Source organism: Mesorhizobium album, from assembly GCF_033977205.1.
In the GTDB taxonomy this organism is placed as follows: Bacteria; Pseudomonadota; Alphaproteobacteria; order Rhizobiales; family Rhizobiaceae; genus Mesorhizobium; species Mesorhizobium album.
Map to the genome: position 1 here is coordinate 275,835 of NZ_JAVIIW010000001.1, position 23,736 is coordinate 299,570.

At 64.2% G+C, this 23,736-nt stretch carries 21 protein-coding genes; 12 read left to right on the forward strand and 9 right to left on the reverse strand.

What is annotated here, in order from left to right:
- Nucleotides 1-218: 218 nt before the first annotated feature.
- Nucleotides 219-686 carry a VOC family protein gene (locus RFN28_RS01290; protein WP_320285542.1) on the forward strand — a complete coding sequence of 156 codons (468 nt, stop codon included), beginning with the start codon at nucleotides 219-221 and terminating at the stop codon, nucleotides 684-686.
- A 158-nt stretch (nucleotides 687-844) separates the two neighbouring features.
- On the opposite strand, the gene RFN28_RS01295 is transcribed toward RFN28_RS01290, so the two are convergent.
- The 3 genes from RFN28_RS01295 to RFN28_RS01305 form a co-directional block, all read right to left on the reverse strand.
- A complete protein-coding gene (locus RFN28_RS01295; RefSeq protein WP_320285543.1) occupies nucleotides 845-2,437 on the reverse strand; it encodes a peptide chain release factor 3 in 1,593 nt (530 codons plus the stop codon).
- 97 nt (nucleotides 2,438-2,534) lie between these two features.
- Nucleotides 2,535-3,464, reverse strand: a complete 930-nt coding sequence (locus RFN28_RS01300) for a haloalkane dehalogenase (RefSeq protein WP_320285544.1) — start codon at nucleotides 3,462-3,464, stop codon at nucleotides 2,535-2,537.
- A complete protein-coding gene (locus RFN28_RS01305; RefSeq protein ID WP_320285545.1) occupies nucleotides 3,461-4,057 on the reverse strand; it encodes a TetR/AcrR family transcriptional regulator in 597 nt (198 codons plus the stop codon). The genes RFN28_RS01300 and RFN28_RS01305 overlap by 4 nt, the downstream gene beginning before the upstream one ends.
- A gap of 118 nt (nucleotides 4,058-4,175) precedes the next feature.
- Here RFN28_RS01305 and RFN28_RS01310 point away from each other — a divergent pair, with 118 nt between their 5' ends.
- Nucleotides 4,176-5,243, forward strand: coding sequence for an NAD(P)/FAD-dependent oxidoreductase (locus RFN28_RS01310; RefSeq protein ID WP_320285546.1), 1,068 nt, complete (start codon nucleotides 4,176-4,178; stop codon nucleotides 5,241-5,243).
- Here the strand turns inward: RFN28_RS01310 and RFN28_RS01315 are convergent.
- The 3 genes from RFN28_RS01315 to RFN28_RS01325 form a co-directional block, all read right to left on the reverse strand.
- Nucleotides 5,237-6,601, reverse strand: a complete 1,365-nt coding sequence (locus RFN28_RS01315) for an amidase (protein WP_320285547.1) — start codon at nucleotides 6,599-6,601, stop codon at nucleotides 5,237-5,239. The genes RFN28_RS01310 and RFN28_RS01315 overlap by 7 nt on opposite strands.
- A 178-nt stretch (nucleotides 6,602-6,779) precedes the next feature.
- Nucleotides 6,780-7,580 carry a class II glutamine amidotransferase gene (locus RFN28_RS01320; protein WP_320285548.1) on the reverse strand — a complete coding sequence of 267 codons (801 nt, stop codon included), beginning with the start codon at nucleotides 7,578-7,580 and terminating at the stop codon, nucleotides 6,780-6,782.
- A 16-nt stretch (nucleotides 7,581-7,596) separates the two neighbouring features.
- Complete coding sequence (locus RFN28_RS01325; RefSeq protein WP_320285549.1) at nucleotides 7,597-7,851, reverse strand: DUF6356 family protein; 255 nt, start codon at nucleotides 7,849-7,851, stop codon at nucleotides 7,597-7,599.
- 118 nt (nucleotides 7,852-7,969) lie between these two features.
- Between RFN28_RS01325 and RFN28_RS01330 the strand changes: the two genes are divergently transcribed.
- The 6 genes from RFN28_RS01330 to RFN28_RS01355 all read left to right on the forward strand — a co-directional run bounded on the left by RFN28_RS01330 (nucleotide 7,970) and on the right by RFN28_RS01355 (nucleotide 12,468).
- Nucleotides 7,970-8,440, forward strand: a complete 471-nt coding sequence (locus tag RFN28_RS01330; RefSeq protein ID WP_320285550.1) for an Lrp/AsnC family transcriptional regulator — start codon at nucleotides 7,970-7,972, stop codon at nucleotides 8,438-8,440.
- 89 nt (nucleotides 8,441-8,529) lie between these two features.
- Nucleotides 8,530-9,015 carry a dUTP diphosphatase gene (gene dut, locus RFN28_RS01335; RefSeq protein WP_320285551.1) on the forward strand — a complete coding sequence of 162 codons (486 nt, stop codon included), beginning with the start codon at nucleotides 8,530-8,532 and terminating at the stop codon, nucleotides 9,013-9,015.
- A complete protein-coding gene (locus RFN28_RS01340) occupies nucleotides 9,012-9,671 on the forward strand; it encodes an HAD family hydrolase (protein WP_320285652.1) in 660 nt (219 codons plus the stop codon). The genes dut and RFN28_RS01340 overlap by 4 nt, the downstream gene beginning before the upstream one ends.
- Before the next feature lie 62 nt (nucleotides 9,672-9,733).
- A complete protein-coding gene (locus RFN28_RS01345) occupies nucleotides 9,734-10,588 on the forward strand; it encodes a hypothetical protein (RefSeq protein WP_320285552.1) in 855 nt (284 codons plus the stop codon).
- An 81-nt stretch (nucleotides 10,589-10,669) separates the two neighbouring features.
- Entirely contained in the window at nucleotides 10,670-11,473 is an 804-nt protein-coding gene (locus tag RFN28_RS01350) for an isocitrate lyase/PEP mutase family protein (protein WP_320285553.1), read from the forward strand.
- The gene (locus RFN28_RS01355; protein WP_320285554.1) at nucleotides 11,470-12,468 is read left to right on the forward strand and encodes a proline racemase family protein; all 999 of its coding nucleotides are present in this window, start codon (nucleotides 11,470-11,472) and stop codon (nucleotides 12,466-12,468) included. Before RFN28_RS01350 ends, RFN28_RS01355 begins: the two co-directional genes overlap by 4 nt.
- A 5-nt stretch (nucleotides 12,469-12,473) precedes the next feature.
- Here RFN28_RS01355 and RFN28_RS01360 read toward each other — a convergent pair whose 3' ends face one another.
- Together RFN28_RS01360 and RFN28_RS01365 are read right to left on the reverse strand one after the other, a co-directional pair.
- Nucleotides 12,474-13,178, reverse strand: coding sequence for a sulfate transporter family protein (locus tag RFN28_RS01360; protein ID WP_320285555.1), 705 nt, complete (start codon nucleotides 13,176-13,178; stop codon nucleotides 12,474-12,476).
- Between the two features lie 233 nt (nucleotides 13,179-13,411).
- Complete coding sequence (locus RFN28_RS01365) at nucleotides 13,412-14,314, reverse strand: DMT family transporter (RefSeq protein WP_320285556.1); 903 nt, start codon at nucleotides 14,312-14,314, stop codon at nucleotides 13,412-13,414.
- 270 nt (nucleotides 14,315-14,584) lie between these two features.
- On the opposite strand from RFN28_RS01365, the gene RFN28_RS01370 reads away from it, so the two are divergent.
- The 3 genes from RFN28_RS01370 to RFN28_RS01380 all read left to right on the forward strand — a co-directional run bounded on the left by RFN28_RS01370 (nucleotide 14,585) and on the right by RFN28_RS01380 (nucleotide 18,327).
- Nucleotides 14,585-15,577, forward strand: a complete 993-nt coding sequence (locus tag RFN28_RS01370) for an adenosine kinase (protein ID WP_320285557.1) — start codon at nucleotides 14,585-14,587, stop codon at nucleotides 15,575-15,577.
- A gap of 437 nt (nucleotides 15,578-16,014) precedes the next feature.
- Complete coding sequence (locus tag RFN28_RS01375; protein WP_320285558.1) at nucleotides 16,015-16,791, forward strand: antitoxin Xre/MbcA/ParS-like domain-containing protein; 777 nt, start codon at nucleotides 16,015-16,017, stop codon at nucleotides 16,789-16,791.
- 384 nt (nucleotides 16,792-17,175) lie between these two features.
- Complete coding sequence (locus RFN28_RS01380; RefSeq protein WP_320285559.1) at nucleotides 17,176-18,327, forward strand: porin; 1,152 nt, start codon at nucleotides 17,176-17,178, stop codon at nucleotides 18,325-18,327.
- Between the two features lie 90 nt (nucleotides 18,328-18,417).
- On the opposite strand, the gene RFN28_RS01385 is transcribed toward RFN28_RS01380, so the two are convergent.
- Nucleotides 18,418-20,697, reverse strand: a complete 2,280-nt coding sequence (locus RFN28_RS01385) for an NADP-dependent malic enzyme (RefSeq protein WP_320285560.1) — start codon at nucleotides 20,695-20,697, stop codon at nucleotides 18,418-18,420.
- Between the two features lie 242 nt (nucleotides 20,698-20,939).
- Here RFN28_RS01385 and mutS point away from each other — a divergent pair, with 242 nt between their 5' ends.
- The gene (gene mutS / locus RFN28_RS01390; protein WP_320285561.1) at nucleotides 20,940-23,669 is read left to right on the forward strand and encodes a DNA mismatch repair protein MutS; all 2,730 of its coding nucleotides are present in this window, start codon (nucleotides 20,940-20,942) and stop codon (nucleotides 23,667-23,669) included.
- Nucleotides 23,670-23,736 lie beyond the last annotated feature (67 nt).

The window sequence follows — 23,736 nt, forward strand, 5'->3', positions numbered from 1 at the left end:
CGCGGCGGCGCTGAATTTCAGTCGGCGCCGGTTATAGCGGCCACCGCCGGGCCTTGCCACAGTTTTGCGCTGCGCCACAAATCTTCAGGAAAATTTGGAAATCGCTGTCGGATCGCGCCTTACGGGTCCGTCCTTGAGGCAGGCGGCACGGAAACGGCACAAAGTCGCCGGCGCGCCGTTGAAGATGGAACCAACCTGAAAAGTCCGAGGAGCAAGACATGCAAAAGATCACCACATGCCTGTGGTTCGACGGCCAGGCCGAGGAGGCGATGAACCACTACATCTCCATCTTCAAGAATTCGAAGGTGCTGAGCGTTTTGCGTTGGCCCGAGGGTCACGCCAACGAGGGCAAAGTGCTGATGACCTCATTCGAACTCGACGGCGTGCCGTTCCAGGCGCTCAATGGTGGCCCCAACTTCAAGTTTAACGAGGCGATGTCGCAGTCGATCGACTGCAAGACGCAGGAAGAGGTCGACTATTTCTGGGAGAGGCTCACCGAGGGCGGCGAGCCCGGCCCGTGCAGCTGGCTGAAAGACAAGTTCGGTGTCTCCTGGCAGGTCGTGCCGGAGCAACTGCCACGCCTGCTTCAGGACCCGGACAGGGCCAAGGCCGGCCGGGTGATGTCGGCGATGATGCAGATGGGTAAGATCGAGATCGCCAAGATCGAGGAAGCGGCCAGGGGGTGAGCGGACTTCCCCTTCTCCCCTTGTGGAAGAAGGTGGATCGGCGCGCAGCGCCGAGACGGATGAGGCGTGTTCCAGCGGAGCGTTGGTGTTCCCTGGAACACCCCTCATCCGTCGCCTTCGGCGACACCTTCTCCCACAAGAAGGGGAGAAGGAGGAGCTCACGCCGCCTTGTCGCGGACCTGATAATCCTTCACTGCCGTAAAACGGATCGCTTTCCAGCGCTCGGCCTCGTAGTTCAGCGAGAAGGCGTGTTGGGCGAGGAACACCGGGTCGTTGTCGAGGTCACGGGCGATGTCGCCGCGATGCGCCTCGATGAAGCGCTGCACATCCGCCTTGTCGTCGGCCGAGATCCAGCGGCAGACCGAGAAGCGCGACATCTCGAAATCCACCGGCAGCGTGTATTCGATGTTCAGCCGCTCCTTGAGCACATCGAGCTGCAGCGCGCCGACGACGCCGACGATCGCGGGCGAGCCGTCCTCCGGCGAGAACAGCTGCACGACGCCCTCCTCGGCCATCTGGTGCAGCGCTTCCTTGAGCTTCTTGGCCTTCATGGCGTCGCCGAGGCGGACGCGGCGCAGGATTTCCGGCGCGAAGTTCGGCACGCCGCGGAACAGGATCTCCTCACCCTCGGTCAGCGTGTCGCCGATGCGCAGCGTGCCGTGGTTGGGGATGCCGACGACGTCGCCGGCAAAGGCCTCGTCGGCGGTGACGCGGGTGCGGGCGAAGAAGAACTGTGGCGCCGACAGGCTCATCGGCTTGCCGGTGCGCACCAGCTTCGCCTTCATGCCGCGCTCGAGCTTGCCCGAGCAGACGCGGACGAAGGCGATGCGGTCGCGGTGGTTGGGGTCCATGTTGGCCTGGATCTTGAAGACGAAGGAGGTCATCTTCTCCTCGGTCGCCTCGACCTTACGGCTGTCGGCCTCTTGCGCGCGCGGCGGCGGCCCAAAGGCGCCGAGGGCCTCGATCAGGTCGCGCACGCCGTAATTGCGCAGCGCCGAGCCGAAATAGACCGGCGTCAGGTGGCCTTCGCGAAAGGCGTCGATGTCGAGCGGACGGCAGGCCTCGCGCGCCAGCTCCAGTTCCTCGATGAAGTCGTTGCGCTCGTTTTCCGGCAAGAGGCCGGCGACGCGATTGGAGTCCGGGCCGTGGACCGGCGTGCGCTCTTTCTCGTCGTCGCTCCGGCGCACCGCGTTCTGCGCCAGGTGATAGGTGCCGCAAAAGGTCTTGCCGCGGCCAATCGGCCAGGTGACGGGAGCCGTGTCCAGCGCCAGCTTCTGCTCGATCTCGTCGAGGATCTCGAAGGGATCGCGGCTCTCGCGGTCCATCTTGTTGACGAAGGTGATGATCGGGATGTCGCGCAGCCGGCAAACCTCGAACAGCTTCAGCGTGCGCGGCTCGATGCCCTTGGCGGCGTCGATGACCATGACAGCCGAGTCGACCGCCGACAGCGTGCGATAAGTGTCGTCGGCAAAATCCTCGTGGCCGGGCGTGTCGAGCAGGTTGAAGACATTGTCGTCATACTCGAAGGTCATCACCGAGGTGACCACCGAGATGCCGCGCTCGCGCTCGATCTTCATCCAGTCCGACCGGGTCTGGATGCGATCCTTCTTGGCCTTGACCTCGCCGGCAAGCTGGATGGCGCCACCGAACAGAAGCAGCTTCTCGGTGAGCGTCGTCTTGCCGGCGTCGGGGTGGGCGATGATCGCGAAGGTGCGGCGGCGCGATACCTCTTCGGGAATGGTCTCGGGCATTTCTTCCAGGCGTTCCGTGTGACAGGCGGCGCTTCTACCAGCGCTGCGCCGGCCTGTCGACATGGATGGGAAACACCTCGGGCCCCATCGCCTCGGCTCAGGCCAGTTGGGCCATGCTTTGTGCTCTCGCGATCTTCGGCAGCCAGTGGGCGATGGCTGTGCCGATGGCATCCGGGTGATCTTCCTGCAGATAATGGGCGCCCGGGCCCAAATTGATGAACCGGCAGTTCTTCAGCCCGGCCGCAAATTCCTGTGCCGCCTGCGGCGAGATCAGAGCACCGGGATCGCCCGCGAAAAGCAGTTTTGGATACGAGGAAAGCCGCAGCGCCCGGTGATCGTGTTCGCTGATGGCGGCGACGTCGGCAGGCTGGCCCTCGATCGGAAGCTCCCTTGGCAGGCGGAGCATCGGCTTGCGCGACGCAGGTGTCGGGAATGGCGCCCGGTAAGCCGCCATCTCCTCCTCGCTCATCGGCCGCAACACGGAAGCCGGCAGCACTTTCTCGACGAAGACGTTGTCCTCCAGCACCAGCTTTTCGCCGACGCCCGGCGTGCGCAGCGCTTTGAACAGCTCGCGCGCCTGTGGGCGCTGGTGAAAATCCTCCCAGCGCTCGAACGGCCGGATGAATTCCATGAAGGCCAAGCCCAAAACGCGTTGCGGGCGTCGTGCCGCGAGATGGAACGCAAGTGCGGTGCCCCAATCCTGGGCGACGATCGCCAGATCCTCGATGTCGAGCGTCTCAAGGAAGGCATCGAGGTATCGGACATGATCGAAGAAGCGATAGTCGATATCGGGCTTGCCCGACTGACCGTAGCCGATGAGGTCCGGCGCGATGCAGCGGCCAACCGGCGCGACATGCGGGATGATGTTGCGCCAGATGTAGGAGGAGGTCGGGTTGCCATGCAGGAACAGCACAGTCGGACCGGCCGCGCCGGCCTCCAGCCAGGACATGGTGGAATCGAGCACGGTCACTTGGGAACGCCGTAACGCGGTGCCGCCAGCCTGTTGTCCGTCGGTCTTCCAATTCATCGCATAGTCTCCTTCCCAAACACGGTGCTGAAGATGATGTTCTTGAACCGCTCGAGCGGTTCGGGACTGCGCTCGACCTTCATGCGCAGCATGGCCCCCTGCCAGGAGCTCAAGAGGAAATCGGCAAGGTCCGCGGCATCGAACGCCTTGGTGATCTCGCCCGCTGCCTGGCCTTCCGCGATGCATTCGGCGAAAGGCTTGCGCCAACGCTCGAAAATGTCGACCAGCCGCAGCCTGAGCGGCTCGCTGTGAACCGCCGTCTCGAGGCTGAGATTGCCGATCATGCAGCCGCGCGCCCAGTCATGCGCTGCGAGCTTCGAGGTGATGACATCGAGATAGCGGCGAAGCCTCCCCGCGGGCGGCGTGCCGTCGCGCGCCAGCGCTTTTTCGACCAGTCCGCTGACATAGGCGAAGTAACGCTCCAGCACCTCACCGGCGAATTCCTCCTTGGAGGCAAAATGGTTGGTGAAGGAGCCAGGCCTGGCGCCGGCCGCGGCGACGATGTCACGCACGCCGGCTGCCGTGTAGCCGGAATTCCAGATGGTCCGGAAACCGGCGTCGAGAAGGTTTTCGCGAAGTGATTGTCTAGCCATGGCAAAATAATACGTACGTACGTATTGATGTCAAGTGGTGAAATTTTTGCATTGGCAAAGGACTGCGGCAAATGGCAGTTGGAGAGGTCCGGAACGTGGCGCCGAGGAGGAAGATATCGTGGCCAAACAAGTCATCGTCATCGGCGCCGGCATCATCGGCGCATCGATCGCCTGGCATCTGGCAAAGGCCGGTGCGCGGGTGACGGTCGTCTCCGAGAGCGGCCCCGGCGGTGTCGCCACGCCGAATTCCTTCGCCTGGATCAATGCTAGCTGGGGTAACCCCGAAACCTACTTCCGGCTGCGCACCCGGGCGATGACCGAATGGATGCGACTGGCAAAGGAACTGCCGGGATTGCCGCTCGCCTGGTGCGGCGGCCTATGCTGGGACCTGCCGGCGGACAGGCTCGAAGCTTACGCGGCCGAGCATTCGTCCTGGGGCTACGGCATCGAGCGCGTCGGCCGCGAGCGGGCGGCGCGGATCGAGCCCAATCTGGCGGAGCCTCCCGATCTTGCCCTTTATGTCGCCGAGGAAGGCGTCGCCGAGCCGGTTGCCACCGCCAAGGCGCTGCTTGCCGATGCCGAACGGCGCAGGGCGCGGATCGTCGCAGGAGCCGTCGATGCGCTGGCGCTGTCCAATGGCAAAGTCACCGGCGTGGTCGTTTCGGGCGAAATCTTCGCCGCCGACGAGGTGGTGATCGCCGCCGGCGCAGGCGCTCCTGCGATCGCCGCAACGGCCGGCATCGAGCTGCCGATCGAGACGCCGCCGGGCCTGATCGTGCATTCGCGCCCTTACAAGAAATTGCTCAACGGTCTGGTGCTGGCCGAGAAGTTGCACATGCGCCAGACGGCGGAGGGGCGCATCATCGCCGGCTCGGATTTCGGCGGCGGTGACCCAGGCGAGAACCCGGAGGCTACCGCGCGCGAACTGTTCGCGGCGATGAAAGCGATGCTGAGCGGCGGCGATGGGCTGGAGTTCGATTTCCACACAGTTGGCTACCGCCCTACCCCGACCGACGGGTTTCCGATCGTCAGCCGCGCCGACAGCGTCGGCGGCCTCTATATCGCCGTTACCCATTCCGGCATCACGCTGGCGCCGGCCATCGGACTGTTTGCAGCCCGCGAAATCCTCGATAACGAGCGCGATGCGTTGCTCGCGCCTTATGCACTGTCGCGTTTCGCTCAGTAGCCAGGCGGCCGGCGAAACCCGCCAGCCAACGGCGCGATCGCTGCGGCGATGCCGAGCAGCCGCGCTTCCGACCAGCGCCGTCCGGCCAGCTGCAAGCCAATTGGCAAACCGCCGCTGTCCAGTCCGCACGGGATGGCGACTGCAGGATGGCCGGAATAGTTGAACACCGCGCCGTAGGCCGGCAGCATCCAATAGCTCTCGTCCTTGCCGCTGACCTTGAGCGTGGTTCCCGGCTTGCAGTGCGCAAAGGCCGTGGTCATCGCAACCGGGCAGAGGAAGGCGTCGCAGCTTTCGAAGAAGCGCTGCCAGGCAAGGATCGACCGATCGCGCCGGGCAAGCGCCGCAAACCACTGTGACACCGGCGTCGGCTGTTCCGGCTGCGAGGCCTCCAACATCATGCCGATCAGCTTGCCGCCCTCGGCGAGGTCGTCATGCAGGTCGAGTTTCGGCAGTCTTGCTTCCTCGACGCTGGCGCCGGCGGAGGCGAGCCCGGCGGCCAATCTTTCCACCGCCGCGCTGATCTCGGCGGCCACCGGAAAACCGGGGAAGGTGCTGGCGAAGGCAATGCGCAGCGATTTCAGCTCGAGCTTCGGCATCGGCTCAACCGGCACCGGCGCCAGATCGGTGTCGGCTCCGTCCGGACCGGCAATGATCCGGTAGATCAGCGCCAGGTCCTCCAGATTGCGAGCAATCGGCCCAACACAGGACATCAAGCGGACGCTGCGTGGAGCGCCGCCCGGATCGGGAAAAGCGCCGGCCAGCGAGACGCGATGCTCGGTAGGCTTCAACCCGTAGACTCCACAGAATGCAGCCGGCAGTCGAATCGAATCCTGCATGTCCGTCCCCACTTCGAAGGGGGTGAGGCCGGCGCCAACAGCGGCTGCGGCACCGCCGCTCGAGCCACCCGCCGTGCGCGACAAATCCCACGGGTTGCCGGTGCGACCGAACAACGGATTGTCCGACTGCCAGTCACCCAGCATGGTGGCGACATTGGTTTTGCCGACCAGCACGCCTCCCGCCGCCTTCAGCCGGGCGACGACCGGGCTGTCCTTCCTGGCCACATAGTCGGCAAAAGGCGGGAAGCCGACGGTGGTCCTCATGCCCGCCGTCTCGTGCGTGTCCTTCAAGGTGAAGGGCACGCCATGCAGCGGGCCGAGCGTGTCGGTGCGAGCCAACGCCGCATCGGCTTGTCTGGCACGCTCGCGCGCGCCTTCCCGGTCGAGGATCACGACAGCGTTGATCGCCTTGTTGTGCCGATCGATCTGCGCGAGGTGCGCGTCGAGCGCCTCGACCGCCGATATCTTGCGCTCGGCAATCGCGGCGGCGAGTTCGACGACTGAGGAGAAGGCGGTATCCATGGTGAAAGCTCCGGCTCTGGCCGCGCCCAGCGTGAAATGGCGGATTGGCGCGTGGCTTCAAGCCAAGAGTTCAGCATTCAAGACTGGGTGACGCTTGATCGAAATTGCGCGTCAAGTTTGATCAGATCTGCGCTCTACGGCGCCCCTCTGTCCTGCGACGTGGCCGATTTTTTTGGAATTACACGGCCATTGCCAGTTGCGCGACCGCAGGCGCAAACGGTTGAATGCTGGTGCCGTCCCTCGCCATGGTGACGAAGCTCGACGGCGGGATCGCCTGCCAGTCGCCGCCGTCGCGGTCAAAGGGTTCCGAGACTAGGCAGCGGCCGGCGCGACTTGTGAAGGCGCCGGTATAGAGCGTCGGCGCATGGCCGTCCGTGGCGAAGCGCACGGCGTGGAGCGCCTCGCCATCCGAAAAGGCGGCAGTCAATTTCAAGGAGGGCTCGACACCGGCGCGGCGCGAGGCCTCGATGACGCGGCTGGTGGCGCGGGACACTGCGCCTATCGGGTCGGCGGACAGGCCTTCGTCGAGCATCAGCAGGAAAAAGAGCTCGGAATCGGTCGTCCCTTCGCGCTGGTCGAAGACAGCATCCGAGAGTGAATTTTCCAGCACGCGGCGGATCTTTTCGAAACCGCCGATCTGGCCGTTGTGCATGAACGACCAGCGGCCGGATACGAAAGGATGGCAGTTCATGCGGCTGGTGGCGCCGCCGGTCGCGGCGCGCACATGGGCGAGGAACAGGCCGGACTTGATCTGCCGGCAGAGGCTTTTCAGATTGGGGTCCGACCAGGCCGGCAGGATGTCGCGATAGAGGCCGGGCTCGGGCCGATCACCATACCAGGCGAGGCCGAATCCGTCGCCATTGGTCGGTGACTTGGCCTCCTGGGCGCAATGACTTTGGACGATCAGCGAGTGGCAGGGCGCGGTGACGATGTCTTCGAGGAAGACCGCTTCACCAAGATAGGCCGCCCACCGGCACATCGCATTCCACCATCTATCAGGCGCGGTCCATGAGAGCCGCCGGCTCCTTCACCGCATGTGAGCCTCTGTTTTGCGTGCGCTCGTAGAGCTCGCGAACGATTCGGCTCGCCGTAGTCTCGAACAGAAACGGCAAGAAAGCGTGAACGAGCGCCGCGCCCGCGGCCATCAACAGGCGGGAACAGAACCAGGCGGCGAAGGCCATGTGGCCGAAATAGGTCTCGCCGACCTTGGCCGGATGAGTGGTGAAAAGTGCCGTAAGCCGTGTCGTCATGTTGGTACTCCCTCCTGCCGGGATGAGCCCCGATGGTGGGTACCTTGCCATAGGTCGAAGGTTCATTGGTCTCAATTTGTCCTTGAACGAAAGCCAATTATGGGACATTCATCCCAATATGGCCCATGGACTTGATGCAATCGATCGAAGATTGCTGGCGGAGCTGCAGCGCGACGGCACGCTTTCCGTCGATCAGCTCTCGGAGCGCGTGGCGCTGTCGCGCAACGCCTGCTGGCGGCGCGTCAGGCGGCTGGAGGAGGATGGCGTCATCACCGGGCGTGTGGCGCTGGTCGATGCCGACAAGCTTGGGCTGGGCCTTTCGGTGTTCATCCTGATCCGCACGTCGAACCATGACCCGGACTGGCTGCAGAAATTCCGCGCGGCGGTGACCGGCTTTGCCGAGATCACCGGCGTCTACCGCATGTCGGGCGACCTCGACTATGTGCTGAGGGCCCGCGTCGCCGACGTGAAAGCTTATGACCGGCTCTACCAGCGGCTGATTGCCAAGGTCGCGCTGTCGGACGTCTCGGCTTCCTTCGTCATGGAGGAGATCAAGGAGACGACCGTCGTTCCGGTGGAGCTGCGCTAACGGCGCCGGAACCGTGCCGCAAAGAAAGCCGTTGATAGGTTCACACCCGAGTTGACCGAATCGGCATTCGCGCCGATAGGAATGGGCTCATGCGCATGGCTGTCTCTCCTTCCTCCGTCATCGGTCCTACTGTCGGCTTCGTCAGGTTGCCGCATGGCGAGGGATTGCCGCTGCCGGCCTATGAGAGCACGGGCGCCGCCGGCATGGATTTGCGAGCCGCGGTGCCGGAAGACCGGCCATTGCTGATCCTGCCCGGAAAACGCGCGCTGGTGCCGACCGGGCTGATCCTGGAAATCCCGAAAGGCATGGAAGGCCAGGTGCGGCCGCGTTCCGGTCTTGCCTTCAAGCATGGGCTCACCGTCCTCAACACGCCCGGAACCATCGACAGCGACTATCGCGGCGAGGTGAAGGTGCTGCTCGTCAATCTCGGAGACGAGGATTTCGCTGTGACGCGCGGCATGCGGATCGCCCAGATCATCTTTGCCGCGGTGACGCAGGTTGCGGTCGAGGAGCGTACGCTTGCCGGCGGCACGGCGCGCGGCGCCGGCGGGTTCGGGTCGACCGGCACCGCCTGATGTCTCCGAAGCTGGTCATTTTCGACTGCGACGGGGTTCTGGTCGACACCGAGAACCTTGCCAACAAGCGCCTGGCCGAATGGCTGAGCGCCGCCGGCTTTGCCACCACCTTCGAATATTGCCGCAAGAACTTTTCCGGCCGCAGCATGGTCTCGGTGCAGAAGGAGATCGAAGCGGCGACCGCGGTCAGGCTCGGCGCCGACTTCGTCGAGCGCTGGAATGCCGGCCTGCCGGACCTGTTCGCGCATGGCGTCGAGGCGATCCCTCACGTGCGCGACTTCATCGAGAAGGTGCTTGCCGCCGGCATCGCTTATTGCGTCGCCTCATCGGCGCGGGTCTCAAAGATGCATATCACGCTCGGCCAGACCGGGCTTTTGCCGCTGTTCGAGCACGCGATGTTCTCTTCCACCATGGTCGGTCGCGGCAAGCCGTTCCCGGACCTCTTCCTCCATGCGGCAAGGACGATGGGCTTCGCGCCCGCCGACTGCATCGTCATCGAGGACAGCGTCGCAGGCACCCAGGCCGGCATTGCCGCCGGCATGCGGGTATTTTCCTATCATGCCGATCCGTTCTCGGACCGCGACGGCCTGGCGGAAGCCGGCGGGATATTGTTCAACGACATGCGGGAGCTCGCCGGGCTGGTGCCGATCCACTGATCTCGTCCCGGCTGCGCGACGCAAAACTCCATGTTACCGTGAGCGCCTTCGAGGGGCTCTCCATGATTTCCGTCTTATCCCGTCTCATGCTGGCTTGCCTGCTGCTGCCATGGCTCTGGGCGGCAGCGAGCGCACAGGCCGTCAGCTTTCCGGAGTTGAACAGCGCCGTTCCCGGCCATCAGGACGTCACCTATCTCGATCTCGCCAAGATGGTCGTCCCGGATCTCGCCGCCAGCGATGACGGATTCTTCAAGGGCAGCGCGCCGATCGAGATGCGCCATATCCTCGGCGGCGACGAAGGCGGCTCGCCGCCCGAGACTATCAACCTGCCTAACGCTGCCGTTCTTCCCATCAAGGCCGGCAGTAAGGAACGTCTAGCCATGCTCTTCGACCTCGGGCAGGCTGAGGACAGCGCCGAGGGCTTTGCTGTGCTGGCGCTCTACGACCTTGCAGGCAAGCCGAGGCTGCTCGACGCGGTCAATGTCGGAACCGACCAGAACAGCTATTTTCGCGATCCCGGCAAGCTCGCGGTCGGCCCGGGCGACGATGTGCTCATCACCATGAGCACGCATTTCAATTCGAACCAGGGCTATGTCAGCACGATCCTGATCCTGGTCCGCGGCGACCGCTTCGAAGCGATCGATCAGATCAACACGTTCGACGAGAATGTCTGTGCCTACAAGCGCACGCAGGACCTGTCCTTCCAGGCTCCCGGCGGCGAAAAACCCTACGCGGCGATCAGGGCGACGGTCACCGATGCCACCGTGCCGAGCGGCGAAAGCTGCGAGGAGCCAGCGCCCGAGGCCGTCTCGCACGACATTTCGGTGACCTATCATTGGGACAACGCCGAGTCGCGTTATGTAGGGGACTCCGACGCCTTCGAGAGATTGTCAGCAGAGAATGCCAAACGCTTCTGAGCCAACCGCATTCGTTTGCCCGGCCCGGGCAGCCGCGATAAATTCTCTTCACCACACCGAAAACATCATTGAGGACCCGCCATGGACAAGGGCAAGATTTTTCGCGATCTGCATGCCTCGACCTTCGTCATGCCCAATCCCTGGGATGTCGGCACGACCAAACTTCTGGCCTCGTTCGGCTTCAAGGCGCTGGCCACGACCAGCGCCGGCTTCGCCTTCTCGCGCGGCCTGCCTGACGGCGCCGTGACCTTCGAGGCCATGATCCACCATTGCCGCGAGGTGACCGCGGCGACCGACCTGCCGGTTTCGGCCGATCTCGAACGCGGCAAGGGCGACAGCGCCGAGCAGGCCGCCGAAACTATCTTCGCGGCTGAAGCCGCCGGTCTTGCCGGCTGCTCGATCGAGGATCATACAGGCGACCCCGACAATCCGATCTATGATTTCTCGCATGCGGTCGAACGCGTCGCCGCGGCCGCCGAGGCGGCTCGCGCCCTCAAGCACGATTTCGTCTTCACCGCGCGGGCCGAGAATTTCCTGTGGGGCAAGACCGATCTCGACGACACGATCAAGCGGCTGCAGGCTTTCGAGAAGGCCGGCGCCGATGTGCTCTATGCGCCGGGCTTGAGCGACATCGACACGGTGCGGTTGGTCTGCTCGGCGGTGGGCAAGCCGGTCAATGTCATGGCGCGGCCCGGCTTCACCGTCGCCGACCTTGCCATGGCAGGCGTCAAACGCGTCTCGCTCGGCCCGTGGCTGACGAATTTCGCCTACGGCATGCTGGAGACGGCGGCGCGCGAGATCCAGCAAGACGGCACCTTCGGCTTCACCCGCGCCGCCATGCCGTTCGGCAAGCTGCAGGCGCTGTTCCGCGAGACCGGCGCATGACGCTCACCGTTGTCGACATGCATACCGGCGGCGAGCCGCTCAGGATCATCACCGGCGGTTATCCCGATATCCCGAAGGGCACGATCCTGGAGAAGCGTGCCTATGTGCGCGACAATCTCGACCATCTGCGCAAGCTGCTGATCTTCGAGCCGCGCGGCCACTACGACATGTATGGCGCGCTGCTGGTGGAGCCCGACCTTCCCGGCGCCGATCTCGCGGTCTTGTTCATGCACAATGAAGGCTATTCGACCATGTGCGGCCACGCCATCATCGCGCTTGGCCGCTATGCTGTCGACGAAGGGCTTGTCGAGAAACAGGAGCCGGTGACGACGGTGAAGATCGAGGCGCCGTGCGGACTGGTCGTCGCCTCCGTCGAGGTCAAAAGTGGCAAGGCGGGCGCCGTTTCGTTCGAGAGCGTTCCGGCCTTCCTGTTTGCGCGCGACCAGAGGATCGACTTGCAGGGTTTCGGTTCGATCGGCTTCGATGTCGCTTATGGCGGCGCCTTCTACGCGCTGGCCGATTGCGGGCAGTTCGGGCTGGAATTCGGCCGCAACCCGGTGCGCGATTTCGTTGATGCGGCGACGGCGCTGACCGAAAGGCTCAAGGCCGACTTCCGGCTGACGCACCCTGACCATTCCGACCTCGCCTTCCTCTATGGCACGATCCTGACCGACGGGCGGGATGTATTTTCCGGCGATCCTACAAAGAACGTCTGCGTGTTCGCGGAAGCCGAGGTCGACCGCTCGCCGACCGGCTCCGGCGTTACCGCCAGGCTGGCCGCCATGCATGCCAAGGGCGAGATCGGCATCGGCCAGACGAGGACGTTCGAAAGCATCGCCGGGTCGCGCTTTTCAGGCTCGGTCGCAAGTACAGCGCTTGCCGGTCCGCATGAGGCGATCATCGCCCGCGTCGGCGGCCGCGCCTACTATTGCGGGCGCGCCGAGTTCGTCGTCGAGCCGGACGATGAGTTGGGGCAAGGCTTTCTGCTGCGCTGAGGCAATCAGAGCGTTCGGCCTGCCCCCCGTGCCGACACCGCCTTGTGCAGATGCACCATCATGGCCGCCGCAAAGAGCGGCGTCAAAAGGTTGAGCAGCGGTACGGCCAGGAAGACCGCGATGACCAGTCCCGCCAGGAACACGGTGCCGGCATATTTCCGGCGCAGCGCCTTGGCCTCGGCCTCGGGACGGAAGCGCATGGCGGCGAATTCGAAGAACTCGCACCCAAGCAGGTAACCGTTGACGATGAAGAAGGCGGCGATGTTGATGCCCGGCACCAGGAGCAGCAACAGGGCGACGATGTTACCGAGGATGACGACGCCGAAGAACTTTATCGCCAGCACCAGCGAATGCAGCGCCGGCACCGCGCGGCCGGGCGGATCACTCGGATAGTCGGTGCGCTCGACCACTTCGGCGACGTCGTCGAGGAATAGACCGGCGACGATCGCCGTTGCCGGCGCGACCAGCAGCGCCATCGGTATCGCCAGGAGGATGCCGGCGATCACTGCGCCAAGCCATCCGGCCCAGGACGGCAATCCGGGCAGAAGCGTGTGCAGCCACGGCCAAGCCAGCCATTCGAGCAGACTTTCGACGCCGAACCATAGCGCCACCAGCGCCAGCAGCGTCAGGCCCAGCGTCTTGAGGAAGACGGAGCGGAATTCGGGCGAGAACAGCCGGCTGGCGGCGGCGCGGGCGGCGTCGAGGATCACGGCAGGTCCAAGCCCCTCATCGAAAAGACGCTTCCGAGATAGGCGGGCTTTTTGACCAGCGCAACTAAAGCGCGTCGCATCGAAACGGATTCAGGCGAAGCGCTTTTTGGGCGACATGCATTTTTTCTGATGCATGTCGTTCTCCCAAAACCGCTGCACACTTTTGGGCGACATGCTTTTTTCTGGTGCATGTCGTTCTCCCAAAACCGCTGCACACTTTTGGGCGACATGCATTATTGCGCAAGCCTGGTCTGCCGGGCCGGAATGGTCATGGCCGCGACGCCGACGACGACAAAGGCCATGCCGAGCCAAGCGGTCGGGCCGAGGCTCTCGCCAAGGAAGAGGGCGCCGATGCCGACGCCGATCGGCACGCGCAGATAGGCCTGCGAGGTGGTGCCGACCGAGCCAAGCGTGTGGATGAGGCGGAAGAAGATCGAGAAGGCGAGCGCGGTGGAGAAGACCGAAAGGCCCAGTAGCGCCAGGACGGAAGCCGTCGACGGCATCAGCGTCCAGGGCCGGTCGAAGACGAGACTCAAGGGAATAAGCATCGCGGCGCCGCAGATCATCGAGCCGGCCGCCGGCACCATCGGATCAAGCCCCCTGAAATTGCGCCCGAAAATGGCAGCACCCGCATAGCTGACGGTAGCCGCGACGACGGCAAGCTGCGCCCAGAGCTGATGACCAAGACCGCCGAGCGCCTCGGTGCCGACGATCAGGCAAATACCGGCGATGCCGGCGCCGACGCCGACCAGCTTGCGCAGCGTCACCGGTTCGTGGCGCGTGATCAGCGCCGTCAGCAGGAAGGTGAAGATCGGCGACGTGGCATTGAGGATGGTGGCGAGGCCGGCGTCGATCGAGCGCTCGGCGGCCGCGATCAGCGTGAACGGAATGACGCTGTTCAGGCAGGCCTGGAACATGAAGCGGCGCCAGTTCACCGCGTCCCGAGGCATGGTAAGGCCGCGCCAGCGGATGAGGCCAAGCAGAATGCTGCCTGCAATCAGTGTGCGGCCGGCGATGAAGGTCACCGGCGGGATCGTCTCGACGCCGATCTTGATGAAGGTGTAGGAGGCACCCCACAACACCGCCAGAACCCCTAACAGCGCCAGTTCGGCGGTCATGTCGGTCTTCTCAGACATCTGGTGGTCCGTGCCTTGTTTCCGGGACGATCTGCTTCTAGCGCGAGACGAGACGGAAATGTTTCGATCGCGGTGAAACCATAACTGCCGGCATCGCTGCTGTTGTGGCCCAGTTTGACGCTAGCATTGCCGCAGCCGGCGAACGACCCCGTCCAAGTCGACCCGGCGCAAACCGATGCCGATTTTCGGGGTAGGCAAAGCGGTTGCAAGCCGCTAGACCCGCGCCCGGCCGGCATGGCAGAAAGCCGGTGGTCGTTGGCGGAGACATTGATGCCGGAATATGACGTGCTTTGCATCGGCAATGCCATTGTCGACATCATCGCCCAGTGCGACGAGGCCTTCCTCGAGACCAACGGCATCATCAAGGGCGCGATGAACCTCATCGACACCAGGCGCGCCGAGCTGCTCTATAGCCGCATGGGTCCGGCGATCGAGGCTTCGGGCGGCAGCGCCGGCAACACGGCGGCGGGCGTGGCGAGCTTCGGCGGCCGCGCCGCCTTCTTCGGCAAGGTGTCGAACGATGCGCTCGGCGAGATCTACACCCACGACATCCACGCCCAGGGCGTCGCCTTCGACACTAGGCCGCTCAGCGGCGAGCCGCCGACGGCGCGCTCGATGATCTTCGTCACGCCGGACGGCGAGCGCTCGATGAACACCTATCTCGGCGCCTGCGTGGAGCTCGGCCCGGAAGATGTCGAAGCCGACAAGGCCGCCGGCGCCAGGGTCACCTATTTCGAGGGCTATCTGTGGGATCCGCCGCGCGCCAAGGAAGCGATCCGGCAGACGGCGAGGCTAGCGCATGCCGCCGGGCGCGAAGTGTCGATGACGCTCTCGGATCCCTTCTGCGTCGACCGCTACCGCGACGAGTTCCTCGAGCTGATGCGCTCCGGCACGGTCGACATCGTCTTCGCCAACAGCCACGAGATCAAGTCGCTCTACCAGACCTCCTCGTTCGAGGACGCGCTGGCGGCGATACGCAAGGATTGCAAGATCGCCGCCGTCACGCGCTCGGAAAAAGGCTCGGTGGTCGTGCGTGGCAACGAGACCGTCACCATAAACGCGACGGCGATCAAGGAACTGGTCGACACGACCGGCGCCGGCGACCTCTACGCCGCCGGCTTCCTCTACGGCTATACGACCGGGCGCAGTCTCAAGGATTGCGGCGACCTCGGCTCGCTGGCCGCCGGGCTGGTGATCCAGCAGATCGGTCCGCGGCCAAGGCAGAATTTGCGCCGCGAGGCCGAGCAGGCGGGGCTACTGTAAAGGCGGCCTTTCCCTTCTCCCCTTGTGGGAGAAGGTGTCGCCGTAGGCGACGGATGAGGGGTGCTCCAGCTTGGCGGACACGTTCATCCACGTCCGTCCTCGGTGACAGCTCTGCCGCGCTTCATTCTTTCAACACCCCTCATCCGTCTCGGCGCTGCGCGCCGATCCACCCCGGCCGGGGTCCCCACTGCTCCGCAGCGTCCCGGCGTTCGCTGGCCTTTCATCGTGCCACCGGCACGATGAGTTCGCTTCGCGAACCGGCTGCTCACCCACAAGGGGAGAAGGAAAGGACACCGTCTGTCGCGCCGCTGTCATAGATCGCTCCTACAGGCATAGTGGGCGTTCTACGACTGACATTTCGGGACGCCCGCAGCAGTTGGGGTGCCAAAAATGCAAGACAGCAACCTTTACGGTCGCTGCGTCTGTTGCCGTTGCGCTTGCCGCTTTCCGTTATAGCCGTTCAAGAACCGCCGTGGCTGGGAGGAGAGCGCGGCGCGCAAGACAGATGCATGACCAGATTTCTGAATCCGCCTGAAGGAATTTCGCAGGATGCCCTGGCCGGCCTGGTGGCCGAGGCCGTGCAGCAGGCATTGATGCGGCATGGTGTCCTGCTTGACGCGGAGGCGCTGGTTTGCGCCAGCGCGATGGCCGGCAGCATTGCCGCGGCCCTTCCCTTCCTGCCACAGGCGCAGCGGCTTGCAATCACCTCCTTCAAGGGCGGCTGGACCGGATTCGCGTCCGAGTTCTTCCGCACAATGGCGGAGAAGATCGCACGCGCCGACTCGGGCGACGCCAACAGCGTGGACGAAAATCCGACAATCGGGGCCGTCAGGCCTGCTCCCCGGCCTTTTGCCGAGTGGGCCTCCGAGCTGCAGTCGATGCTGATCGAAGACTGGGCCGGCGAGGTCGCCGGGTCGACCTACCTGGAAGAAAAGCTCCGGATCCCGCGCTCGACGCTGCATCGCTGGCAAAGGCGGGGCGAAGTTGTCGCGCTGCGCAAGGGCGGCCGCAAGCATGTCTTCCCGCTGGCCCAGTTCGTCGACGGCAGGCCGGCCCCAGGCATTAGCGAGGTATTGACGGCGATCGCCAATCCGAGGCTGGCCTGGTTCTGGCTGACCCGGCCCTCGGCCGAACTGGGCGGTCGCACCCCCATCGCAATGCTGCGCGAGGACATGATCGAGGACGTGGTTCGCGTCGCGCGCAGCTTGCCCTGATCCGTTGTTCCAATATGGCTTCGCGTTTCCGGGTGCCGATGTCCGCGAATATTAGCCGGCTATCCTTTCGTCATAAAACTGTAATAAATGGCACATTTGGCACGTTTCACAGGTCAAATTTCCATTTCAAATGTATACTTTGTGCAATATGTGCCATTCTTTCAAATATATGACGTGATATTCGTGCAACAGGACTTTTAGAAGCGGTCGAAAGGCCGCTTTTCGAACATAATCTCTGTTGTACGCGCCCGCCGATTAGGCCATGTCGGGAGCGAAGAAGCGGCGCCGGGGTGCACAGCTTTTTCAACGATGGGGACGGGGGTAGCAGGGCCTGGAAGGGCATGCGCAGACCTGTCTTGAACCTTTGACTGGAGATTCAAGAAAATGAACATCAAGAGCCTTCTTCTCGGCTCAGCTGCGGCCCTGATCGCAGTTTCCGGTGCTCGCGCCGCCGACGCGGTCACCGTCGCCGAGCCGGAACCGGCCGAATACGTCAAGATCTGCGACGTCTACGGAGCCGGCTACTTCTACATCCCGGGCACCGAGACCTGCCTGCGCATCGGCGGCTATGTCCGTTACGATATCGGCCTCGGCGACGTCGGCTCGTTCGACGGCGCGAAGTCCTTCGACCACCAAGACGGTAGCCAGCAGGGCACCTGGAAGAAGAACGCCCGCTTCACCTTCAAGACCTGGACGGGCCAGGAAACCGAGCTCGGCACCCTGAAGACCTACACAGAAATGCGCTTCAACTTCGGCAATAGCAACGGCTATGGCAGCCTTGCCGCCGGCAATCCTGCCGTTGACAAGGGCGTCTCGGTGAAATTCGCCTGGATCCAGCTCGGTGGGCTGCGCGTCGGTAAGGACGAATCGGCCTTTGATACGTTCGTCGGCTACGCCGGCAGCGTCATCCAGGACACGATCGTTCCCTATGGCAACTTCGACACCAACGTCGTCCAGTACTACTTCGACGCCGGCAACGGCTTTTCGGCCGTGGTCTCGCTCGAAGAAGGTTCGGGCGTTGTTGGCACGATCGACAGCTATGTTCCGCACGTCGTCGGCGGCGTGAAGTACAAGCAGGATTGGGGTGCCATCACGGGCGTCGTAGCTTACGACAGCAACTACGAGGAAGTGGCCGGCAAAGTCCGCGTGGACTTCAATGTCACCAAGGAGCTGTCGCTGTTCGGCATGTTCGGCTACGGCTCGGACGACAACCTCACCGATCCGACCAACACAATTCCTGCGAGCGGTCGCGGCTTCTACAAGCAGTGGGCTGGCAACTGGGCATTCTGGGCCGGCGGCACCTACAAGTTCAACGAGAAGACCGCCTTCAACCTCCAGGTCTCGGGTGATGAGCAGAAGAACTACGGTGTGGCTGCGAACGTCGCCTATACCATGGTCCCCGGCTTCACGGTCACGGCCGAAGTTGACTACGATCACTACGGTGAATTTGGCAATCCGAGCATCTATGGCAACTTTACCAAGGCCGACAAGAAGAACAGCGTCGGCGGTATCCTCCGCTTCCAGCGCTCGTTCTGATCGAATCCCTGCCCCTAAGAAAAAGCCCGCGACACGTCGCGGGCTTTTTTGTTTGTTCCCAAGCGATGCTGTTGAAGCGCCGGCCGCTCGTCAGTTGCCCGCCGAATAGGCCGCGATCGCCGCCATGTTGACGATATCGCTGTCCTTGGCGTTCAGCGAGACGATCTGCACCGGCTTGTTGAGGCCGACCAGCAGCGGGCCGATAACCGTCGAGCCACCGAGTTCCTGCAGCATCTTGGTCGAGATCGAGGCCGAGTGGAATGCCGGCATCACCAGCACATTGGCCGGGCCGGTCAGCCTGATGAACGGATACTGCGCCATAGCGCGCGGATTCAGCGCCACGTCGGCCGCCATCTCGCCGTCATATTCGAAATCGACGCGGCGCTTGTCGAGGATGCGCACCGCCTCCTGTATCCGCTCGGAGCGCTCGCCCTGCGGATGGCCGAAGGTGGAATAGGCAAGCATGGCAATCCTTGGCTCATAGCCCATGCGGCGGGCAAAGCCTGCGGCCTCCTCGGCAATGTCGGCGATCTGCTCGGCGTTCGGCATGTCGTGCACGGCGGTGTCGGCGATCATCACGGTGCGGCCGCGCGCGAGTACGATCGAGGCACCGATGACGCGATGGCCGGGCTTTGCGTCGATGACGCGGCGCACGTCGTCGAGCGCGGTGGAATAATTGCGTGTCACGCCGGTGACGATGCCGTCGGCGTCGCCCAGCGCCACCATGCAGGCGGCGAAATGGTTGCGGTCGTTGTTGATCAGCCGTTGGCAGTCGCGGAACAGAAAACCCTTCCGCTGCATGCGTTCATAGAGATAGTCGGTGTAGATGCCGTTGCGGCGCGACAGCCTGGCATTGATGATCTCTAGTCCCTGCTTGTTGAGATCGACGCCGGCGTTGCGGGCATTCTCCTTGATGACATCGTCGCGGCCAAGCAGGATCGCCGTGCCGAGCCTCTGGTTCACATAGGAGACGGCGGCGCGCATCACCTGCTCTTCCTCGCCCTCGGCGAAGACGATGCGCTTGGGCTGGCGGCGCACGCGGTCGTAGATGCGCTGCAAGGTCGAGGCGATCGGATCGCGGCGCGCCGAAAGCTCCTGCGCATAGTGGTCGAGATCGAGGATCGGCTTGCGGGCAACGCCGGAGTCCATCGCGGCCTTGGCCACCGCGAGCGGGATTGCCGAAATCAGGCGCGGATCGAACGGCACCGGGATGATGTAGTTGGGGCCGAATTTCGGCCGGTTGCCCTGATAGGCCGCCGCGACATCGTCCGGCACATCCTGGCGCGCCAGTTCGGCCAATGCCCTGGCCGCGGCGATCTTCATCTCGTCATTGATGGTGGTGGCCCGGACATCCAGCGCGCCGCGGAAGATATAGGGAAAGCCGAGCACGTTGTTGACCTGGTTCGGATAATCGGAGCGCCCCGTGGCCATGATGGCATCGGTGCGTATCTCACCCACTTCTTCCGGCGTGATCTCCGGGTCGGGATTGGCCATGGCGAAGATGATCGGGTTCTTGGCCATCGACTGCACCATGGCGGGGGTCAACGCACCCTTGGCGGAAAGGCCGAGGAAGACGTCGGCGCCGTCCAGCGCCTCGGCGAGGCTGCGCGCCTCGGTCTTGACCGCATGCGCCGACTTCCATTGGTTCATGCCTTCGGTGCGACCCTGGAAGACCACGCCCTTGGTGTCGCACAGGGTGATGTTTTCCGGCGGAAAACCCATCGCCTTCATCAGTTCGATGCAGGCGATGCCGGCGGCGCCCGCGCCGTTGCAGACCATCTTCGTGGCCTTCATGTCGCGGCCGGTGATTTCCAGCGCGTTGATCAGGCCGGCGGACGAGATGATGGCGGTGCCGTGCTGGTCGTCATGGAAGACCGGAATATCCATCAATTCGCGGAGGCGCTGCTCGATGATGAAGCATTCCGGCGCCTTGATGTCCTCGAGGTTGATGCCGCCGAAGGAGGGCCCGAGGAAGCGCACGCAGTTGATGAACTCGTCGGCGTCCTCGGTCGCCACTTCGAGGTCGATGGAATCGACATCGGCGAAACGCTTGAACAGCACCGCCTTGCCTTCCATGACCGGCTTCGAGGCCAGCGCGCCGAGATTGCCGAGGCCGAGGATGGCGGTGCCGTTGGAAATGACCGCGACCATGTTGCCGCGCGCAGTGTAGTCGAAGGCCCGGCTCGGGTCTTCCGCGATGGCGCGCACGGGAACGGCGACGCCAGGCGAATAGGCGAGGCTGAGATCGCGCTGGGTGGCCATCGGCTTGGTGGCGACGATCTCCAGCTTGCCGGGCCGACCCATGGCGTGGAATTCGAGCGCCTCCTGCGCGCTGACGGAGGGTCCGCTGCTTTCGGTTTTCCTGGCCATGATGCTTTTGGTTCCCTCACCTTTCGGCACCGCTTGGAACGGCTGCTTTCTTATGGATTTCCGGATTAAGGCTACACGCGGCCGCTGTAAACCGCCAAGGCGGGCAAAGCTGCTTCAACATGGAAGGCGGCGGCTCGGTCGACAGCCGGCTGGCAGCATGGCGCGCGGTTTCCCCTGCTTTTCGAGGCGCCGGCATTAAACCCTACTGTCACATCTGCTAGCGTCCCGGCATGAACATGCACATGCCGACCGATACCGACGCCCAAGAGACGACGACAACGGCACCCGCCATGGGCGGCGTCACGCCGATGATGGAGCAGTATATCGAGATCAAGGCGGCGAACCCGGATTCGCTTCTGTTCTACCGCATGGGCGATTTCTACGAGCTGTTCTTCGACGACGCCGAGAAGGCGAGCCAGGCGCTCGGCATCGTGCTGACACGGCGCGGCAAGCACCAGGGCCACGACATTCCGATGTGCGGCGTGCCGGTGCATGCGGCGGACGACTATCTGCAGAAGCTGATCGCGCAAGGTTTTCGCGTTGCCGTCTGCGAGCAGATCGAGGACCCGGCGGAAGCCAAGAAGCGCGGCTCGAAATCGGTGGTGCGGCGCGACGTGGTGCGGCTGGTCACGCCCGGCACCATAACCGAGGACAAGCTGCTCGCGCCTTCGGAATCGAGCTTCCTGATGGCGCTGGGCAGAGTGAAGGGCAGCGGTGCCGCGGGCAATCCGGGCAGCTTCGCGCTGGCCTGGATCGACATATCGACCGGAGCGTTCCGGGTTGCCGAGACGACGGCCGAGCGGCTGCTTGCCGACATCTTCCGCGTCGATCCGCGCGAGCTGATCGTCGCCGAGCCGGTGTTCCACGACCCGGAGCTGCGGCCGGTCTTCGACGTGCTCGGCCGGGTCGCCAACCCGCAGCCGCCGTCGCTGTTCGATTCGGCATCGGCCACGGGGCGCATCGCCCGCTTCTTCGAGGTGGCGACGCCGGACAGTTTCGGCACCTTCTCGCGCGCCGAGCTGTCGGCGATCTCGGGCGCCATCGCCTATGTTGAGAAGACGCAGAAGGCCGAGCGGCCGCCGCTGTCGCGCCCCGAGCGCGAGGAGAGTGGCTCGACGCTGTTCATCGATCCGGCAACGCGCGCCAACCTGGAACTGTTGCGCACGCTGTCCGGCAGCCGCGAAGGCTCGCTGTTCAAGGCGATCGACCGCACGGTGACCGGCGGCGGCGGGCGATTGCTCGCCGACCGGCTGATGGCGCCATTGACCGACCCGGCGGCAATCGCGGCAAGGCTGGATTCTGTGTCGTTCTTCCGCGCCGAGACGCGGCTCTGCCAAGGCTTGCGGGCGAGCCTGAAAAGCGTCGCCGACATGCCAAGGTCGCTGTCGCGGCTGGCGCTGAACCGCGGCGGCCCGCGCGACCTCGGCGCACTGCGCGCCGGTTTTGAAGCGGCGGGCGCCATCGCCGAACTGTTCGCGACGACCACTCTTCCGGCCGAGCTCGCCGCGGCGCTGGCGGCGATCAAGGCTTTGCCAGAGGCGTTCGCCCGCCATCTCAGCGAGGCGCTCGACGACGAACTGCCGCTCATCAAGCGCGACGGCGGCTTCGTGCGCAGCGGCTATCATGCCGAGCTCGATGAGATGCGCGCGCTGCGCGACGAGTCGCGAAAAGTGATCGCCGAGCTGGAGCGCTCGCTGATCGAGGAGACCGGCATCCGCTCGCTGAAGATCCGGCACAACAATGTGCTCGGCTACTACATCGAGGTCAGCGCCAACCACCATGGCGTGATGACCGGCAGCGACGCCGCCAAGGCCCGCTTCATCCATCGCCAGACCATGGCCAACGCCATGCGCTTCACGACGACCGAACTGGCGGAGCTGGAATCGAAGATCGCCAATGCCGCCGACCGGGCGCTGAGCATCGAGCTCGCCGCTTTCGACCGGCTGACGGCGGAGGTAGTCAGCGAGGCCGACAGCATCCGCGCCGGCGCCGAGGCGCTCGCCGTGCTCGACGTGTCGTCGGCCCTCGCCTTGCTTTCCGAAAGCGAGGGCTGGTGCCGGCCGGCGGTCGATGCCAGCCTCGCCTTCGAGATTTCCGGCGGACGTCATCCTGTGGTCGAACAGGCGCTCAGGCGTTCCGGCGAAGGCCCGTTCGTCGCCAATGATTGCGACCTCTCGCCCGAAGGCGGAGCGAAGGCCGGCGCCATCTGGCTGCTCACCGGTCCCAATATGGGCGGCAAGTCGACGTTCCTCAGGCAAAACGCGCTGATCGCCATCCTTGCCCAAACCGGATCCTTCGTGCCGGCTGAAGGCGCCCGTATCGGCGTCGTCGACCGCCTGTTCTCGCGCGTCGGCGCTTCCGACGACCTCGCGCGCGGCCGCTCGACCTTTATGGTCGAGATGGTCGAGACGGCGGCGATCCTCAACCAGGCGGGCGAGCGGGCGCTGGTCATCCTCGACGAGATAGGCCGCGGCACCGCGACCTTCGACGGCCTGTCGATCGCCTGGGCGGCGGTCGAATATCTGCATGAGAAGAACCGTTGCCGGGCGATCTTCGCCACGCATTTCCACGAGATGACGGCGCTGGCCGGAAAGTTGCCTCGGCTCTCCAACGTCACCATGCGGGTCAAGGAATGGGAAGGTGACGTCGTCTTCCTGCACGAGGTCGGCAAGGGTGCGGCCGACCGCTCCTATGGCGTGCAGGTGGCGCGGCTCGCCGGCCTGCCGGAGGCGGTGGTGGCCCGCGCCAAGGAAGTGCTGCACCAGCTCGAGGACGGTGAGGTTTCGGGCAAGACCAACCGGCTGGTCGACGACCTGCCGCTGTTTTCGGTGGCGGTGAAGCGCGAGGCGCCTAAGCCGGCAAAGAACGATGCGCTGGGCGAGGCGCTCGGCGCCATCAATCCCGACGAGATGACGCCAAGGGAAGCGCTGGAGGCGCTGTACAGGCTAAAGGGGCTGGCGACGAAACAATAGCGCCCTGCCCTTTGTTGACTTATTGTACCGATTGGTACAATGCTCTGTCTTCTTCGATCGAAACGAG

Coding starts and splice junctions, on each gene's coding strand:
- RFN28_RS01380 (WP_320285559.1), top strand. CDS start 17,176: ATGAACATCAAGAGCCTTCTTCTCGGCTCAGCTGCGGCCCTGATCGCA.
- RFN28_RS01295 (WP_320285543.1), bottom strand. CDS start 2,437: ATGCCCGAGACCATTCCCGAAGAGGTATCGCGCCGCCGCACCTTCGCG.
- RFN28_RS01345 (WP_320285552.1), top strand. CDS start 9,734: ATGATTTCCGTCTTATCCCGTCTCATGCTGGCTTGCCTGCTGCTGCCA.
- RFN28_RS01365 (WP_320285556.1), bottom strand. CDS start 14,314: ATGTCTGAGAAGACCGACATGACCGCCGAACTGGCGCTGTTAGGGGTT.
- RFN28_RS01370 (WP_320285557.1), top strand. CDS start 14,585: ATGCCGGAATATGACGTGCTTTGCATCGGCAATGCCATTGTCGACATC.
- RFN28_RS01330 (WP_320285550.1), top strand. CDS start 7,970: ATGGCCCATGGACTTGATGCAATCGATCGAAGATTGCTGGCGGAGCTG.
- RFN28_RS01315 (WP_320285547.1), bottom strand. CDS start 6,601: ATGGATACCGCCTTCTCCTCAGTCGTCGAACTCGCCGCCGCGATTGCC.
- RFN28_RS01355 (WP_320285554.1), top strand. CDS start 11,470: ATGACGCTCACCGTTGTCGACATGCATACCGGCGGCGAGCCGCTCAGG.
- RFN28_RS01385 (WP_320285560.1), bottom strand. CDS start 20,697: ATGGCCAGGAAAACCGAAAGCAGCGGACCCTCCGTCAGCGCGCAGGAG.
- RFN28_RS01350 (WP_320285553.1), top strand. CDS start 10,670: ATGGACAAGGGCAAGATTTTTCGCGATCTGCATGCCTCGACCTTCGTC.
- RFN28_RS01320 (WP_320285548.1), bottom strand. CDS start 7,580: ATGTGCCGGTGGGCGGCCTATCTTGGTGAAGCGGTCTTCCTCGAAGAC.
- dut (WP_320285551.1), top strand. CDS start 8,530: ATGCGCATGGCTGTCTCTCCTTCCTCCGTCATCGGTCCTACTGTCGGC.
- mutS (WP_320285561.1), top strand. CDS start 20,940: ATGCCGACCGATACCGACGCCCAAGAGACGACGACAACGGCACCCGCC.
- RFN28_RS01300 (WP_320285544.1), bottom strand. CDS start 3,464: ATGAATTGGAAGACCGACGGACAACAGGCTGGCGGCACCGCGTTACGG.
- RFN28_RS01325 (WP_320285549.1), bottom strand. CDS start 7,851: ATGACGACACGGCTTACGGCACTTTTCACCACTCATCCGGCCAAGGTC.
- RFN28_RS01290 (WP_320285542.1), top strand. CDS start 219: ATGCAAAAGATCACCACATGCCTGTGGTTCGACGGCCAGGCCGAGGAG.
- RFN28_RS01305 (WP_320285545.1), bottom strand. CDS start 4,057: ATGGCTAGACAATCACTTCGCGAAAACCTTCTCGACGCCGGTTTCCGG.